We start from the raw sequence: 16080 nt of genomic DNA on the forward strand, positions 1-16080 counted from the left end.
GTCAGTCGCCGCGGCGCGCAAGCGCGATTGCCGTGGGGCGGTCGCGCCCCGTGCGTGCGCGGCGTCGCGCGTTCAGCGCATCATCCGCCGCCGGAACAGCCAGGCGGACAGCAGGAACCCGCCGACCGCGTAGCCGGCGAGCACCGCGACATGCAGCGCGACGTCGGTCGCCGGCCGGCCGAGCATCGCGGGCCGGATCAGCTCGACGGCGTTCGCGAGCGGCAGCGCCTGCGCCGCGTGCTGCGCGATCGGCGGCAGCTGCGTGGTCGGGAAGAACACGCCCGACAGCAGCAGCATCGGCGTCAGCACGAGCGTCTGATAAAACATGAAGAAATCGTAGGACGGTGCGAGCGCCGTGACGATCATCGCGACGCTCGCGAACGCGAGGCCCGCGAGCGCGATCACGGGCAGCGCCGCGAGCATCGACGGAAACTGCGCATAGCCGAGCGCCCCCGCGACGAGCATGATCGCGGCCCCCGACAGCATCGCCTTGCTCGCTCCCCAGACGATCTCGCCGAGCACGATGTCGCCGAGCGCGAGCGGCGTATGCATGATCGCTTCCCACGTGCGTTGCACGTGCATCCGCGAGAAACCCGAATACATCGACTCGAAGCTCGCGGACATCATCACGCTCGAGCCGACCGTACCGGCCGCGAGGAACGCGATATACGACACGCCGTCGACATGGCCGAGCATCAGGCCGAGCCCGAACCCCAGACCGAACAGATAGATCATCGGATCGGCAAGATTGCCGAACATCGACGCGAGCGCGAGCTTGCGCCAGACGAGATAGTTGCGCCGCCAGACGGCGATCCAGTTGGTTGCGTTCGCGGGCATCGCGATCGCGAAGCGTGACACGCGTGGCGGTGCCGACGGTGCGGTGGCGGAATAGTTGCGCACGTCCATGATCGATCAGTCCTGCATGTCGCGGCCCGTGAGCCGCAGGAACACATCTTCCAGATTGGCCGGGCGATGCAGATAGCGCAACCCCGTGCGACCCTTGAGTCGCGCACTGAGCGGTTCCGGGTCGCTCACGTAGCAGAACAGCGTCTCGCCGCTGATCTCGGTGCGCTTCGCGAATGCCGACAGCTCGTCGCGCAGCGTGGCCGGATCGGGCCCGTAGATCTCGATCACGTCGCAGCCGATTTCCGATTCGATCAGCACGTGCGGCGCGCCTTCGGCGATCTTGCGGCCTTCCTCGATCACGCACAGCCGGTCGCACAGGCGCTCGGCTTCTTCCATGAAGTGCGTGGTGATCAGGATCGTCTTGCCTCGCGCGAGCAGCGAGCGCAAGCGTTCCCACATGAGATGGCGCGCCTGCGGGTCGAGGCCGGTGGTCGGCTCGTCGAGCACCAGCACATCGGGATCGTTGACGAGCGCACGGGCGAGCGTGAGTCGGCGCTTCATGCCGCCCGACAGCTCGCCGACCTTCGCATCGGCCTTGTTCTCGAGCTTCGCGAACGCGAGCAGCGACGGCACCAGCGCGCGGGCGTCGTGCGCCGACATGCCGAAATAGCGGCTGAAGACGAGCAGGTTCTCGCGCACGGTGAAGTCGGGGTCGAGGTTGTCGAATTGCGGGACGACCCCGACACGCTGGCGCGCATGCCGCGCACGCGATGGAACCGGTTCGCCGCAGAGCGAGATCGCACCGGCGTCCGGATACGTGAGGCCGAGCAGCATTTTCAGCGTCGTGGTCTTGCCCGCGCCGTTGGGGCCGAGCAGGCCGTAGCATTCGCCGGCCTGTACGGTGAACGACAGGCCGTTGACGACGAGCTTGTCGCCATAGTGCTTTTCGACGTTCCGGAAATCGATCGGTGCGACGGACATGGGCAATGTTGTCATTGGATGCGGCGTGGCGGACACGTCCGGAGACCGTGCGCGCCGAAGCCGGGGCGCGAACCGATGCGCCGGTCAATGGTCACGCCGGCATGACGGGAGTGCACAATGCGGCGCGCACCCCGCGCGTGACGCGAATGGGCGGCACGACCGGGCCATTCTAGTGCATTGCCTGCACGCCTTCAGCGCGGGTGCGCGCAGCGCGGTGCCGGCGCATGCCGATCGTGCACCGCATCATCGCGGATCGGCCCCACGGGGCGAATCAGCGTTTTCCATCCCTTGCGTCCTGAATTGCGGCGCACCATGATGAATGCGTAGGCTCGTTGTTGCGATAGGGAGGTTTCATGGCTAGCTACAACAAGATTCTGCTGTGTTACGACGGCACGCTCGAAGGGCGCAAGGCACTGCGCTGCGGCGCCAATCTCGCGATGGACCTGAAGGCCGAAACGCATTTGCTGTCGGTCGTCGACATGCGCTCGAGCATTGCACAGAGCGCGGGTTTGCTGACCGACGTCGCGTGCGGCCGGTTCGAGGAAACCGCGCGTGAAATCCTGCAGGAAGGGGTGAACTGGCTGCGCGAGCGCGGTGTGCAGGCCGAAGGCCATTTCGCATTCGGCTATCCGATCGACGAAATCGCGAATCTCGCGACGGAACTGAAGGTCGACCTGATCGTGGTCGGGCACCGTTGCCGCAGCGGGCTGTCGAGATGGTGGATGGGCTCGGGCAACACACAACTGCTCGACCGCGTGAACTGCAGCATCCTGGTTGCGTGCTCGTCGGCGCAGGAGCAGAAGGCCGAAATCGCTCGAGAACGCGACGCGGCTGCGACCACCGCCAGATGACTGCCTGACTGTCTTATAGCCTGACCGGCGCCGCCTTGTGCGGTGCGCCGGTCGTCCGCCGGCCGCGCACGGCGCCGGCCCGCTGCCGGTTCAGCCGTGCAGGTCGATTGCGGACAACTTCCACGAGAACAGGCCGAAGCGGTGGAATATCGCCGCATAGCGTGTCCCATCCGCGGTGCGCTGGTAGGTCACGACGAATTCATCGATATTCCGGTAGCCGGCGCTGGTTTGCTGCTGCCTCGGCGTGCCGGCGCGTGTCGAAGTGGCTGACGACGGTGCGGCCGGCGCGGGCGTTGCAGCCGGCGCGCTGCCGGCGGCCGCGTTCGGCCCATTCGTCGGCGCGGTGCTGCCAGCCGAATCGGCCGGCGGCTGTGCCGGCCACTCGGGCGGCCGCTCGCCCGGATTGCCCCGCGGTGGCAATCCGCTCATCAGCGCGGCCACGCCCTCCGGGGTCGCGTATGCATCGACCAGCGGGCCGATCAATGCCGACCCGATCAGCGCACCGAGCACCGCGAACGGATTGTTCTGCCGTTTCGCGTCGATCCGGCGCATCAACTCTTCCGTGACCTGCTGCTTCAGGCTGATGCGCAGCGACGGAAAATCGACATATTCACTGATGGCCTGCGCATCGCGTGCATCGATCGCCGTTTTCAGGCGGCCGAGCGCGACGTACGGCGATGCGTAGGCATAGCCGATTGCCGCAATGGCGGCGACGGCCAGCACGATGATCAGCAGGGGTTTGAGCCGCCTGGGGCGGCCCGGTGCGTGATTCACGTTGCCTCCGGTGCGCGGGTGTTCCGCAATCAGAGACCGCCTGGCGTGGCCGATCGTTCCTCTGCGATGCAGCGATCGATCATCCGGCACACGGCATCGATCGTGCCGACCATGATCAGGCGCGAACGACCGTGATAGACGCGTACCGGCGCGCGGCGCGCGGGTTCAGCGTGATTCAGGCCGGCGTTCAGCGATACCCGCGCGAAAGCGGGGAGCGCCGACGGCAGCAGGGACGCCTGCCGTTCGACTGCTTCTTCTTGACCGGTGGGCGCCGCGGTGGACAGCGGTGCGCAGGGCGTGCGGCCGCGCAGGTGACGCAGGCGACCGAATTGACGGAAAGGCAGCAGGCGGGCAAGGCGTTCCATGATGTTCTCCTCAGCGAGACGGAATGTCAGAGTTCGCCCGAGCGGATCAGCCCGACGGCGATGCCTTCCAGCGCGAATTCCGCGCTGCCGGCCTTGACGAAGATGTTTTCGTAATCCGGGTTCTCCGCGATCAGCTCGAGACCGCCCGGCCGGCGCATCAGGCGCTTGACCGTGACGTCGTCGCCGAGACGCGCGACGATGATCTGGCCGTCCTTCGCTTCCGTGCGCTTCTGCACGGCGAGCAGGTCGCCGTCGAGGATGCCGGCGTCGCGCATCGACAGGCCGCGCACTTTCAGCAGGTAGTCGGGCTTGCTGGTGAACAGCGCGGGATCGCACGCGTAATGCTGCGAGATGTGCTCCTGCGCGAGGATCGGGCTACCGGCTGCCACACGGCCGACGAGCGGCAGCGACAGCTGCATCAGGCCGGCGTGCGGGAGCGTGAACTGGTGCGGGGCATCGTCGATGCCGAGCAGGCGGATGCCGCGCGACGCGCCGGCGGCCAGCTCGATCACACCCTTGCGCGCCAGCGCGCGCAGATGCTCTTCGGCCGCATTCGGCGAGCTGAAGCCCAGTTCGGCCGCGATCTCGGCACGGGTGGGCGGGAATCCGGAGCGCTCGATCGCGCGACGGATCAAGTCGAACACTTGCTGCTGACGGGCGGTGAGTTTGGTCATGGCTCAACTGTATGGATAGACAGTGAGCTGTATTTTTATACAGTAGTTCGCGAATTTCAAGTGTTACGTGAGGTTCGACGCGATCACGCCGGTTCCGGCGTGATGTCGCGACGTCCGGACGCCGGTTCGTCTGCCGCAACCGTCCATCCCGTCTGCGTTAGCACTTTTGAGTATTAAAAAATAAGGAACGATTATTTTTAATCATGTAACCCGTTCGTTAGACTGGCCCGACATCGCAATACCGACAACACTGGAGAACCAAGGATGGGCAAGCGCAATACGGGGCTGGTGGGCGGAGTGGGCCGCCTGATCGCAACACTCGCGCTGGGCGCGGCGGCGGCGCTGGGCGTCGCGACGCACGCCCAGGCCGATACGACTTTCCTGAACGTGTCGTACGACCCGACGCGCGAGCTGTATCAGGACTTCAACCAGGCGTTCGGCAAGGAGTGGAAGGCGAAGACGGGCGAGACCGTCAACTTCAAGCAGTCGCACGGCGGTTCGGGCGCGCAGGCGCGCTCGGTGCTCGACGGCCTGCAGGCCGACGTCGTCACGCTGGCGCTGGCGTACGACATCGATGCACTCGCGAACAAGGGGCTCGTGAACAAGGATTGGCAGAAGCGCCTGCCCGACAACGCGTCGCCTTACACCTCGACGATCGTGTTCCTGGTGCGCAAGGGCAATCCGAAGGGGATCAAGGACTGGGACGACCTGACCAAGCCCGGCATCTCGATCGTCACGCCGAACCCGAAGACGTCGGGCGGCGCACGCTGGAACTACCTGGCCGCATGGGCGTATGCGGTGCACAAGCCGGGCGGCAACGAGCAGACGGCGAAGGAATTCGTCACGAAGCTCTACAAGAACGCGGGCGTGCTCGATTCGGGCGCGCGCGGCGCGACCACGAGCTTCGTGCAGCGCGGGATCGGCGACGTGCTGATCGCATGGGAAAACGAGGCGTTCCTGTCGGTCAAGGAATTCGGTACCGACAAGTTCGAAATCGTCGTGCCGTCGGTGAGCATCCTGGCCGAGCCGCCCGTCGCGGTGGTCGACAAGGTGGTCGACAAGAAGGGCACGCGCAAGCTGGCCGATGCGTACCTGAACTTCCTGTACAGCCCGCAGGGCCAGGAGATCGCGGCTCGCAACTACTACCGGCCGCGTTCGAAGAACGTGCCGGCGGAACTGACCAAGCAGTTCCCGAAGCTGAAGCTGTACACGGTCGACGATACCTTCGGCGGCTGGACGAATGCGCAGAAGACGCATTTCGCGGACGGCGGCGTGTTCGATTCGATCTACAAGCCGCAGTAACACCATAACGACAGCGGCGCGCCACGACAGCGCGCCGCACCCTCGGCGGGCCGCCGGCGCAAAGCATCGCGCCGGCGTTTGCGTCGGCCCCATGAGCAGCATCGACCCAGCAAGAGCATCCGATGACGACGTACACCTTTCGCAAGCCGAGCGCGCTGCCCGGTTTCGGCGTGACGCTAGGCATCACGGTGGCCTATTTGAGCCTCGTGGTGCTGATACCGCTCGCCGCCACGTTCCTGAAGACCGCGACGCTGTCGTGGGACCAGTTCGTCACCGCCGTCGCGTCGCCGCGCGTGCTCGCGTCGTACCGGCTGACGTTCACGTCCGCACTGGGCGGCGCGCTGATCAACGCCGTGTTCGGCTTCCTCGTCGCGTGGGTACTCGTACGCTACACGTTCCCGTTCAAGCGCCTCGTCGATGCGATCGTCGACCTGCCGTTCGCGCTGCCGACGTCGGTTGCCGGCATCTCGCTCGCGGCCGTCTACGCGACCAACGGCTGGGTCGGCCAGTATCTCGCGCCGCTCGGCATCAAGATCGCGTTCACGCCGGCCGGCGTGCTGGTCGCGCTGACCTTCATCGGGCTGCCGTTCGTCGTGCGCACCGTGCAGCCGGTACTCGAGGATTTCGAGCGCGAGCAGGAGGAGGCGGCCGCGTGCCTGGGTGCGTCGCGCTGGCTGACGTTCCGCCGCGTCGTGCTGCCGGCCGTGCTGCCGGCGCTCCTCACCGGGTTCGCGCTCGCGTTCGCGCGCGCGCTCGGCGAATACGGCTCGGTGATCTTCATCGCCGGCAACGTGCCGATGAAATCCGAGATCACGTCGCTGCTCATCATCACGAAGCTCGAGCAGTACGACTACGCGGGCGCGACCGCGCTGGCGGTCGTGATGCTCGTCGTGTCGTTCCTGATGCTGCTGCTGATCAACACGCTGCAGTGGTATCTGCAGCGCCGCACGAGCAAGGGCGCGAGCGGTCCCGCGCCTGGCGCCGTCACCGCCGCCGCAGCAGGAGGCCAGCAATGAGCCAGGAGGCCACCGTCGTGCTGAAAACCCCGTCTTCGGCCGCGCAAGGGCGCGCCGCGAAGCGGCTCGACCCCGTCAGCGAGTCGCGCGTCGTGCGCTGGCTGCTCACGGGCATCGCGCTGGCGTTCCTTGCGTTCTTCCTCGTCGTGCCGCTCGCCGCGGTGTTCGTCGAGGCGCTGAGAAAAGGCGTCGGCTTCTATCTCGAATCGCTGGCCGATCCCGACGCGTGGTCGGCGATCAAGCTGACGCTGACCGTCGCCGTGATCGCCGTGCCGCTGAACCTCGTGTTCGGCGTGTGCGCGTCGTGGGCGATCGCGAAATTCGAATTCCGCGGCAAGGCGCTGCTGACGACGCTGATCGACCTGCCGTTCTCGGTGTCGCCGGTGATCTCGGGTCTCGTGTACGTGCTGCTGTTCGGCGCGCAGGGCTGGCTCGGGCCGTGGCTGCAGGCGCACGACGTGCAGATCATCTTCGCGGTGCCGGGCATCGTGCTCGCGACGATCTTCGTCACGTTCCCGTTCGTCGCGCGCGAGCTGATTCCGCTGATGCAGGCGCAAGGCACCGACGAGGAAGAAGCCGCGCGCGTGCTCGGCGCGTCGGGCTGGCAGATCTTCCGCCGCGTGACGCTGCCGAACGTGAAGTGGGGCCTGCTGTACGGCGTGATCCTGTGCAACGCGCGCGCGATGGGCGAGTTCGGCGCGGTATCGGTCGTGTCGGGCCACATCCGCGGCGTGACCGACACGATGCCGCTGCACGTCGAGATCCTGTACAACGAATACAACTTCGCGGCAGCGTTCGCGGTGGCGTCGGTGCTCGCGCTGCTCGCGCTCGTCACGCTCGCGCTGAAACTGATCGCCGAGCGTCATCTCGCCGCCGAACTGGCCGGCGCGAGCGACGCCGTTCCCGCACACGCCGGCCCCGCCGCCGTCGTTTCGTCGAAATCGTAAAGAGGCAACCAGAATGGGTATCACCGTCCGTAACCTTCAGAAGCGCTTCGGCGATTTCACGGCGCTCGACAACGTGTCGCTCGACTTCCCGCCCGGTGAACTGGTCGCGCTGCTCGGGCCGTCCGGCTGCGGCAAGACCACGCTGCTGCGCGTGATCGCGGGCCTCGAGCACGCGGATGCCGGCCAGGTCGTGCTGCAGGGGCTCGACGTCGCGTCGGTCGGCGCGCGCGATCGGCAGGTCGGGTTCGTATTCCAGCACTACGCGCTGTTCCGCCACATGACGGTGTTCGAGAACGTCGCGTTCGGGCTGCGCGTGAAGCCGCGCCGCGAGCGGCCGTCGGAAGCCGCGATTCGCGAGAAGGTGCACGAGTTGCTCAAGCTCGTGCAGCTCGACTGGCTCGCGCAGCGTTATCCGTCGGAGCTGTCGGGCGGCCAGCGCCAGCGCATCGCGCTTGCCCGCGCGCTCGCCGTCGAGCCGAAGGTGCTGCTGCTCGACGAGCCGTTCGGCGCACTCGACGCGAAGGTCCGCAAGGAACTGCGCGGCTGGCTGCGGCGGCTCCACGACGACCTGCACATCTCGACGATCTTCGTCACGCACGACCAGGAGGAGGCGCTGGAAGTCGCGGACCGCATCGTCGTGCTGAACCGCGGCCACGTCGAGCAGGTCGGCAGCCCGCAGGACGTCTACGATCATCCGCAGAGCGCGTTCGTGTACGAGTTCCTCGGCGCGGCGAACCGGCTGCCGGGCACGGTCGCCGGGCGCGGTTTCGTGGCCGAGGGCGCGGCTGCGCCGATCGAGGTCGATGCCGATTTCGCGGGCCCTGCGAACGCGTACGTGCGGCCGCACGACCTGCAGCTCTGGCCGGTGGGCGAAGGGCACCGCGACGGCATCGCGGTGGACGTGCGCCGCGTGATTCCGCTCGGCGGGTCGGTGCGCGTGGAGCTCGAGGCGCGCGCAGGCGGCGCGCTCGAGGCGGAACTCGATCGCGACGCATGGCGTGCGCTGTCGCTGCAGGTCGGCGACGGTGCGACGGCCGTGCCGCGCGCGGTGCGCGTGTTTCCCGCGCGTTGACGAGAAAATGCAGGGCAGGGGGCGGAACACGCTCCGATCGGACAATCAAACAACGACAGCCTAAGAGGCATACCCATGAATTTTCAGCAATTGCGGTTCGTGCGCGAAGCGGTGCGCCAGAACATGAACCTGACGGAAGTCGCGAACGTGCTGTACACGTCGCAGTCCGGCGTGTCGAAGCAGATCAAGGATCTCGAGGATGAGCTGGGCGTCGACATCTTCATCCGGCGCGGCAAGCGGCTGACGGGGCTCACGGAGCCCGGCAAGGCCGTGCACCAGCTGATCGAGCGGATGCTGCTCGATGCCGAGAACCTGCGCCGCGTCGCGCGCCAGTTCGCCGACCAGGACAGCGGCCACCTCGTCGTCGCGACGACGCACACGCAGGCGCGCTACGCGCTGCCGAAGGTGATCCGGCAGTTCACCGAGGTGTTCCCGAAGGTGCATCTCGCGCTGCGCCAGGGCAGCCCGCAGCAGATCGCGCAGATGATCCTGAACGGCGAGGCCGATCTCGGCATTTCGACCGAGGCGCTCGACCGCTATCCGGACATCGTCACGTTCCCGTGCTATTCGTGGCACCACACGGTCGTCGTGCCGAAGGACCATCCGCTCGTCGGTCGCGAGAACCTGACGCTCGAGGAAATCGCCGAGTACCCGATCATCACGTACGACCAGGACTTCACGGGCCGCTCGCACATCGACCAGGCGTTCGCGCAGGCGGGCGCCGTGCCCGACGTCGTGCTGACCGCGATCGACGCCGACGTGATCAAGACCTACGTCGAGCTCGGGATGGGGATCGGCGTCGTCGCGGCGATGGCCTACGATCCGCAGCGCGACACGGGGCTCGTCGCGCTCGATACGCAGCACCTGTTCGAGGCGAGCACGACGCGGGTCGGCCTGCGCAAGGGCGCATTCCTGCGTGCGTATGCGTACCGGCTGATCGAGATGTTCGCGCCGCATCTGAGCGAGGCCGAGATCGCCGGACAACTGCGCGAGCAGGCCTGACGCGCCGCTGCCGGGACGCCTGCGCGGCGTCCCGTTTCAACCGCGCCGTGATCACACGCGCGTTCTCGCGCCAGCGGCCGGCGCGCTCCGAATAAACCCTTAAATATTGATCAGACAGGTTGCGCGCGGACAAGAAACGGTCCAGCATACCTCTCACCCCGCCGGCAGCCTGCCGGCGGTTGCGCGTGAACGCATCGCCCGCGCTCCGGCAGTCGGCCGTCTGCCTCGCTTCCATTCCGTGGTACCGACAGCAGCATCGATGGCCATTGCCCGGGTAGTGTGGCGCAAACGTTTGCTCACATTAAAACAACAGATGCCCCGCGGGGCCCAATGCCAGGAGATGAGTATGAATGTCCTCTTTCGCCGTCGCTTCCTGACCGCCGCCGTTGCCGCGGTCGCGCTCGCCGCCGCGCCGTTCGCCCATGCGGAGACGGCCGGCAAGCCGAAGGTCGCGCTCGTGATGAAGTCGCTCGCCAACGAGTTCTTCCTGACGATGGAAACGGGCGCGAAGGAATACCAGAAGCACAACGCGAACCAGTTCGACCTGGTCACCAACGGCATCAAGGACGAGACCGACACCGCTAACCAGATCCGCATCGTCGAGCAGATGATCGTGTCGAAGGTCGACGCGATCGTGCTCGCACCGGCCGATTCGAAGGCGCTCGTGCCGGTCGTGAAGAAGGCGGTCGATGCCGGCATCATCGTCGTGAACATCGACAACCGGCTCGATCCCGACGTGCTGAAATCGAAGAACCTGAACGTACCGTTCGTCGGCCCGGACAACCGCAAGGGCGCGCGCAAGATCGGCGATTACCTCGCGAAGCGGCTGAAGGCGGGCGACCAGGTCGGCATCCTCGAAGGCGTGTCGACGACGACCAATGCGCAGCAGCGCACGGCCGGCTTCCAGGACGCGATGAAGGCGGGCGGGATGAAGGTCGTATCGGTGCAGTCCGGTGAATGGGAGATCGACAAGGGCAATGCGGTCGCTGCCGCGATGCTCAACGAATACCCGAACCTGAAGGCGCTGCTGTGCGGCAACGACAACATGGCGATCGGCGCCGTGTCGGCCGTGCGCGCGGCCGGCAAGCAGGGCAAGGTGTTCGTGGTCGGCTACGACAACATCAACGCGATCAAGCCGATGCTGAAGGACGGCCGCGTGCTCGCGACGGCCGATCAGTACGCGGCGAAGCAGGCCGTGTTCGGCATCGACACGGCGCTCAAGGCAATCTCCGAGCATCGCAAGCAGGCCGACATGTCGGGCGTGGTCGAGACGCCGGTGGATCTCGTGACGAAGTGACGCAACCCCGATACGGCCGCCGCCCTCAAGAATCGGGCGCGGCGGCCGTTATCAGGGGTGAGCGCGATCACGGCCACTGCATGCACATGCACTTGTGAGCGTCATACCCGCGCGCCGCGTGCGCGCGGCCGCAACCAGGATCGCGATGGACCCGACTTCCCAACCCTCCCGCGCAGCCGCTCCCGTGCTGTCCGTCTCCGGCATCGGCAAGACCTATGCCGAACCCGTGCTCGCCGACGTCACGCTGACGCTCGAGGCGGGCCACGCCCTTGCGTTGACGGGCGAGAACGGCGCCGGCAAGAGCACGCTGTCGAAGATCATCGGCGGGCTCGTCGAGCCGACCGCCGGCACGATGCAGCTCGACGCTCGCGCGTATGCGCCCGCGAGCCGCAAGGACGCCGAAGCGCTCGGCGTGCGCATGGTGATGCAGGAGCTGAACCTGCTGCCGACCCTCACGGTCGCCGAAAACCTGTTCCTGAACCGCCTGCCGCGGCGCTTCGGGATCATCGACCGCGCGCGGTTGCGCGACGACGCGCGGGCCGCGATGGCGCAGGTCGGGCTCGATACGGTCGATCCCGATACGCCGGTGGGCGCGCTCGGCATCGGCCATCAGCAGATGGTCGAGATCGCGCGCAACCTGATCGGCGACTGCCGCGTGCTGATTCTCGACGAACCGACCGCGATGCTGACCGCGCGTGAAGTCGAGCTGCTGTTCGAGCAGATCGACCGGCTGAAGGCACGCGGGGTCGCGATCATCTACATCTCGCACCGGCTCGAGGAACTCGCGCGTGTCGCCGAGCGGGTCGCGGTGCTGCGCGACGGCCGGCTCGTCCACGCGGGCGACATGGCGGCGACGACGTCCGACGGGCTCGTCACGCTGATGGTCGGGCGCGAGCTCGGCGAGCACATCGATCTCGGCGAGCGCCGTATCGGCGCACCGCGGCTCGTCGTGTCGGGCATGACGCGCATGCCGGCCGTGCAGGACGTGTCGCTCGAGGTGCGCGCGGGCGAGATCTTCGGCATCTCGGGGCTGATCGGCGCGGGACGTACCGAACTGCTGCGGCTGATCTACGGCGCCGACACGCCGGACTCGGGCGTGATCGCGGTCGGCCAGCCGCCCAGGCCGGCCGAGATCCACTCGCCCGTCGAGGCGGTGAAGCACGGCATCGCGCTGATCACCGAGGATCGCAAGGGCGAAGGGTTGCTGCTCACGCAGTCGATCACCGCGAACGTGTCGCTCGGCCAGCTCGACCGGCTGGCGCGCGCGGGCGTCGTCGACGCGACGCGCGAGACGGCGCTCGCCGAGCAGCAGATCGACGCGCTGCGAATCCGCACGCACGGTGCGGCGCAGGCGGTCGGCGAGCTGTCGGGCGGCAACCAGCAGAAGGTCGTGATCGGCCGCTGGCTCGCGCGCGACATGGGCGTGCTGCTGTTCGACGAGCCGACGCGCGGGATCGACGTCGGCGCGAAGTTCGAGATCTACACTTTGATGGGCGCGCTCGCGCGCGAAGGCCGCGCGCTCGTCGTCGTGTCGAGCGACCTGCGTGAGCTGATGCTGATCTGCGACCGGATCGGCGTGATGTCGGCCGGCCGCATGACCGCCGTGTTCGAGCGCGGCAACTGGACCCAGGATGCACTGCTGGCCGCGGCGTTCGCCGGCTTCGGCCGCGACGAGGCCGCGCGCCATCCGGCAGCCGGAGTGGCGCCGCGCGCCGCGTCCGGCGCTTCGACGACAGGACCTTCGCCATGACCCAGCCCCCCGTTACCCCGACCGACGCCAACCCGCCGCAGCCCGTCACGGGGCGCCGCGCGCGCACGCTGTCCGGCACGCGGCTCGGCCTGTCGAACTATCTCGGGCTCGCCGGCGCGCTTGCCGCGATGATCGTGCTGTTTTCGACGCTGAGCTCGCATTTCCTGACCTACGATACGTTCAGCACGATCGCGAACCAGATTCCCGATCTCGTCGTGATGTCGGTCGGGATGACCTTCGTGCTGATCATCGCCGGGATCGACCTGTCGGTCGGCTCGGTGCTCGCGCTCGCCGCGTCGATGGTCAGCGTCGCCGCGCTGAAATGGCAGTGGGGGCCGTTGCCGGCCGCGCTGATCGGCATCGCGGTCGCGACCGTCACGGGCGCGCTGACGGGTGCGGTCACGGTCGGCTGGCGGATCCCGTCGTTCATCGTGTCGCTCGGCGTGCTGGAGGCCGCACGCGGCCTCGCGTACCAGCTGACGAATTCGCGCACCGCCTATATCGGCGACGCGTTCGATTTCCTGTCGAACCCGATCGCGCTCGGCATCTCGCCGGCGTTCCTGATCGCGGTCGCGGTGATGATCGCGGCCCAGTTCGTGCTGACGCGCACCGTGTTCGGGCGCTATCTCGTCGGGATCGGCACGAACGAAGAAGCCGTTCGACTTGCCGGGGTTAACCCGAGGCCGTATAAAATTCTCGTATTCGCGCTGATGGGCGCGCTCGCGGGGCTCGCGTCGCTGTTCCAGATTTCGCGGCTCGAGGCCGCCGATCCGAACGCGGGCGTCGGCCTCGAACTGCAGGTGATCGCGGCCGTCGTGATCGGCGGCACGAGCCTGATGGGCGGGCGCGGCTCGGTGATCAGCACGTTCTTTGGCGTGTTGATCATCTCCGTGCTGGCCGCGGGGCTGGCGCAGATCGGCGCGAACGAGCCGACGAAACGGATCATCACCGGCGCGGTGATCGTGGTGGCGGTCGTGCTCGATACGTATCGCAGCCGGCGCACGCGCGTGCGGTAGAGCGCGTGCGGTAGAAAGACACACAGAACAGACCAGAGAGAAACGGGAAATGGCGACGATCAAGGATGTGGCAGCCATGGCGGGCGTGTCGTTTACGACCGTCTCGCACGTGGTGAACAATTCGCGGCCGGTGTCCGCGGATGTGCGTGCGAAGGTCGAGGGCGCGATCCGCGAGCTGAATTACGTGCCGTCGGCCGTGGCACGTTCGCTGAAGGCGCGTGCGACGGCGACCATCGGCCTCGTCGTGCCGAACAGCACGAATCCGTACTTCGCGGAACTTGCGCGCGGCATCGAGGATCAGTGCGCGGCCAACGGCTATTGCGTGTTCTTCTGCAACTCGGACGACGATCCCGTGAAGCAGCGCAACTACCTGCGCGTGCTGCAGGAAAAGCGCATCGACGGGCTGATCGTCGCCTCGGCGGGCGAGGATGCGGTGCTCGCGCAGACGCTCGCGGACACGCACGCGCCGCTCGTCGTCGTCGATCGCAACATCGAGGGGCTCGCGGCCGACCTCGTGCAGATCGACCACGAGCGCGGCGCGTACCTGGCGACGCGCCACCTGCTCGAGCTCGGGCACGCGAAGATCGGCTGCATCACGGGGCCGACCGACACGGCGGTCAGCGCGATGCGCGTGCACGGCTTCATCCGTGCGATGGCCGAGCGCGGTGTCGACATCGTGCCGGGCGCGATCGCGGAAAGCGACTTCTCGTGCCTCGGCGGTTATCACGCGGCGTCGCGGCTGTTCGAATCGGTGCGGCCGAGCGCGATCTTCGCGGGCAACGACCTGATGGGCGTCGGCGCGCTGCGTGCGGCGGCCGAGCGCGGCATGCGCGTGCCCGACGACTGTTCGATCATCGGATTCGACGACATCGAATTCTCCCGCTACACGTATCCGGCGCTGTCGACGGTCGGCCAATCGGTGCGCGCACTCGGCGAAATGGCGGCGCAGACCCTGATCGAGCGGATCGGCGGCGGCTCGTCGGCCGTGCCGAGCCGCCGTCGCGTCGTGTCGCCGCGTCTCGTGCTGCGTGAATCGACCGCGATCTACCGCGAACCGGCGCCGGCCGGCAACCGCGCATGACGGCGCACGTCACATCCGGCGCGCCGCAAGCGGGGCGCGTGACGGTGGTCGGCAGCCTCAACATGGATCTCGTCGTGCGTGCGCCGCGTCTGCCGCTGCCCGGCGAAACGCTCGCCGGCCACGCGTTCGCGCAGGCGGCGGGCGGCAAGGGCGGCAATCAGGCCGTCGCCGCCGCGCGGCTCGGCGCGCAGGTCGCGATGATCGGCTGCGTCGGAGCGGATGCGCACGGCGCGGCACTGCGTGCGGGCCTCGAAGCCGAGGGGATCGACTGCGCGGGGCTCGCGACGAGCGCGTCGGCGTCGACCGGCGTCGCGCTGATCGTCGTCGACGATGCGAGCCAGAACGCGATCGTGATCGTCGCGGGCGGCAACGGCGAGGTGACGCCGGACACGATTGCACACCATCACGCAGCAATCGCCGCGGCCGACGTCGTGATCTGCCAGCTCGAGACGCCGCCGGATGCGGTGTTCGCGGCGCTGTCGGCCGGACGTCGGCTCGGCCGCACGGTGGTGCTCAATCCGGCCCCGGCCGTCGCGCCGCTGCCGGACGGCTGGCTGCCGCTCGTCGATTATCTGATTCCGAACGAGGTCGAGGCGGCCGCGTTGACCGCGCTGCCGGTGCGCGACCCGGCGGAGGCGGAAGCCGCCGCCCGCGCGCTGCAGGCCGGCGGCGCGCGCAACGTGCTGGTCACGCTGGGCGCGCGCGGCGTGCTTGCGCTGACGGCAGACGGCGTGGCGCGCCACTACCCGGCGAGCGCGGTGCAGGCCGTCGACACGACGGCGGCCGGCGATACCTTCATCGGCGGCTTTTCCGCACGGCTCGCGGCCGGCGCGGACGTCGACACCGCGATCCGCTTCGCGCAACGCGCGGCCGCCCTGTCGGTCACGCGAGCGGGCGCGCAACCGTCGATTCCCACGCTTGCCGAACTGGCCGATTGACTACTCGGCCCGATGATTCCGGGCCGTTTGCGCGTCATTATTGATTGATTCGAAATTGACTGACGAATTGTTTTGAAAATTTTGGTAAACACCATCAAGTCGTGCGAATTGTTGTCGTAATTGCATCGAGGGAAGCCCGTGCTTCCGGGCGATGGGCGCGGCCCGTCA

Annotated in this window: 16 protein-coding genes; 11 read left to right on the plus strand and 5 right to left on the minus strand. The window is 67.5% G+C overall.

Features of this window, described 5'->3' with window-relative positions:
- Window positions 1-72: 72 nt before the first annotated feature.
- Together WT26_RS11350 and nodI are read right to left on the minus strand one after the other, a co-directional pair.
- On the minus strand, window positions 73-906 hold the full coding sequence (locus WT26_RS11350; protein WP_059526277.1) for an ABC transporter permease: 834 nt from the start codon (window positions 904-906) through the stop codon (window positions 73-75).
- 6 nt (window positions 907-912) lie between these two features.
- The gene (gene nodI, locus WT26_RS11355) at window positions 913-1827 is read right to left on the minus strand and encodes a nodulation factor ABC transporter ATP-binding protein NodI (RefSeq protein WP_069272895.1); all 915 of its coding nucleotides are present in this window, start codon (window positions 1825-1827) and stop codon (window positions 913-915) included.
- Window positions 1828-2180: 353 nt separating this feature from the next.
- Here nodI and WT26_RS11360 point away from each other — a divergent pair, with 353 nt between their 5' ends.
- Window positions 2181-2678, plus strand: coding sequence for a universal stress protein (locus WT26_RS11360; protein WP_069272896.1), 498 nt, complete (start codon window positions 2181-2183; stop codon window positions 2676-2678).
- Window positions 2679-2768: 90 nt separating this feature from the next.
- On the opposite strand, the gene WT26_RS11365 is transcribed toward WT26_RS11360, so the two are convergent.
- Genes WT26_RS11365 through lexA form a run of 3 tightly spaced genes read right to left on the minus strand, consistent with a single transcriptional unit; the run spans window position 2769 to window position 4491 of the window.
- Window positions 2769-3452, minus strand: a complete 684-nt coding sequence (locus WT26_RS11365; protein ID WP_069272897.1) for a DUF2939 domain-containing protein — start codon at window positions 3450-3452, stop codon at window positions 2769-2771.
- Between the two features lie 29 nt (window positions 3453-3481).
- On the minus strand, window positions 3482-3817 hold the full coding sequence (locus WT26_RS11370) for a hypothetical protein (protein ID WP_069272898.1): 336 nt from the start codon (window positions 3815-3817) through the stop codon (window positions 3482-3484).
- A gap of 26 nt (window positions 3818-3843) precedes the next feature.
- Window positions 3844-4491, minus strand: coding sequence for a transcriptional repressor LexA (lexA, locus tag WT26_RS11375; RefSeq protein WP_006754655.1), 648 nt, complete (start codon window positions 4489-4491; stop codon window positions 3844-3846).
- 264 nt (window positions 4492-4755) lie between these two features.
- Here lexA and WT26_RS11380 point away from each other — a divergent pair, with 264 nt between their 5' ends.
- From WT26_RS11380 to rbsK, 10 genes are all read left to right on the plus strand, one after another.
- Window positions 4756-5793, plus strand: coding sequence for a sulfate ABC transporter substrate-binding protein (locus tag WT26_RS11380; protein ID WP_011351893.1), 1038 nt, complete (start codon window positions 4756-4758; stop codon window positions 5791-5793).
- Window positions 5794-5915: 122 nt separating this feature from the next.
- On the plus strand, window positions 5916-6809 hold the full coding sequence (gene cysT / locus WT26_RS11385) for a sulfate ABC transporter permease subunit CysT (RefSeq protein WP_059728233.1): 894 nt from the start codon (window positions 5916-5918) through the stop codon (window positions 6807-6809).
- Window positions 6806-7756: a sulfate ABC transporter permease subunit CysW gene (cysW, locus tag WT26_RS11390; RefSeq protein WP_059526263.1), complete on the plus strand. Its 951-nt coding sequence runs from the start codon at window positions 6806-6808 to the stop codon at window positions 7754-7756. The genes cysT and cysW overlap by 4 nt, the downstream gene beginning before the upstream one ends.
- A gap of 13 nt (window positions 7757-7769) precedes the next feature.
- The gene (locus WT26_RS11395) at window positions 7770-8828 is read left to right on the plus strand and encodes a sulfate/molybdate ABC transporter ATP-binding protein (protein WP_011545347.1); all 1059 of its coding nucleotides are present in this window, start codon (window positions 7770-7772) and stop codon (window positions 8826-8828) included.
- Between the two features lie 75 nt (window positions 8829-8903).
- Window positions 8904-9830, plus strand: coding sequence for a CysB family HTH-type transcriptional regulator (locus tag WT26_RS11400; RefSeq protein ID WP_069272899.1), 927 nt, complete (start codon window positions 8904-8906; stop codon window positions 9828-9830).
- 346 nt (window positions 9831-10176) lie between these two features.
- Window positions 10177-11127, plus strand: coding sequence for a sugar ABC transporter substrate-binding protein (locus tag WT26_RS11405; RefSeq protein WP_069272900.1), 951 nt, complete (start codon window positions 10177-10179; stop codon window positions 11125-11127).
- 145 nt (window positions 11128-11272) lie between these two features.
- Entirely contained in the window at window positions 11273-12877 is a 1605-nt protein-coding gene (locus WT26_RS11410; RefSeq protein ID WP_069272901.1) for a sugar ABC transporter ATP-binding protein, read from the plus strand.
- Window positions 12874-13893, plus strand: a complete 1020-nt coding sequence (locus WT26_RS11415) for an ABC transporter permease (protein WP_069272902.1) — start codon at window positions 12874-12876, stop codon at window positions 13891-13893. Before WT26_RS11410 ends, WT26_RS11415 begins: the two co-directional genes overlap by 4 nt.
- A gap of 49 nt (window positions 13894-13942) precedes the next feature.
- Window positions 13943-14974: a LacI family DNA-binding transcriptional regulator gene (locus WT26_RS11420; protein ID WP_069272903.1), complete on the plus strand. Its 1032-nt coding sequence runs from the start codon at window positions 13943-13945 to the stop codon at window positions 14972-14974.
- Window positions 14971-15912: a ribokinase gene (rbsK, locus tag WT26_RS11425; RefSeq protein WP_069272904.1), complete on the plus strand. Its 942-nt coding sequence runs from the start codon at window positions 14971-14973 to the stop codon at window positions 15910-15912. Before WT26_RS11420 ends, rbsK begins: the two co-directional genes overlap by 4 nt.
- Window positions 15913-16080: the final 168 nt, after the last annotated feature.

It is taken from the genome of Burkholderia cepacia (assembly GCF_001718835.1).
Lineage (GTDB): Bacteria > Pseudomonadota > Gammaproteobacteria > Burkholderiales > Burkholderiaceae > Burkholderia > Burkholderia cepacia_F.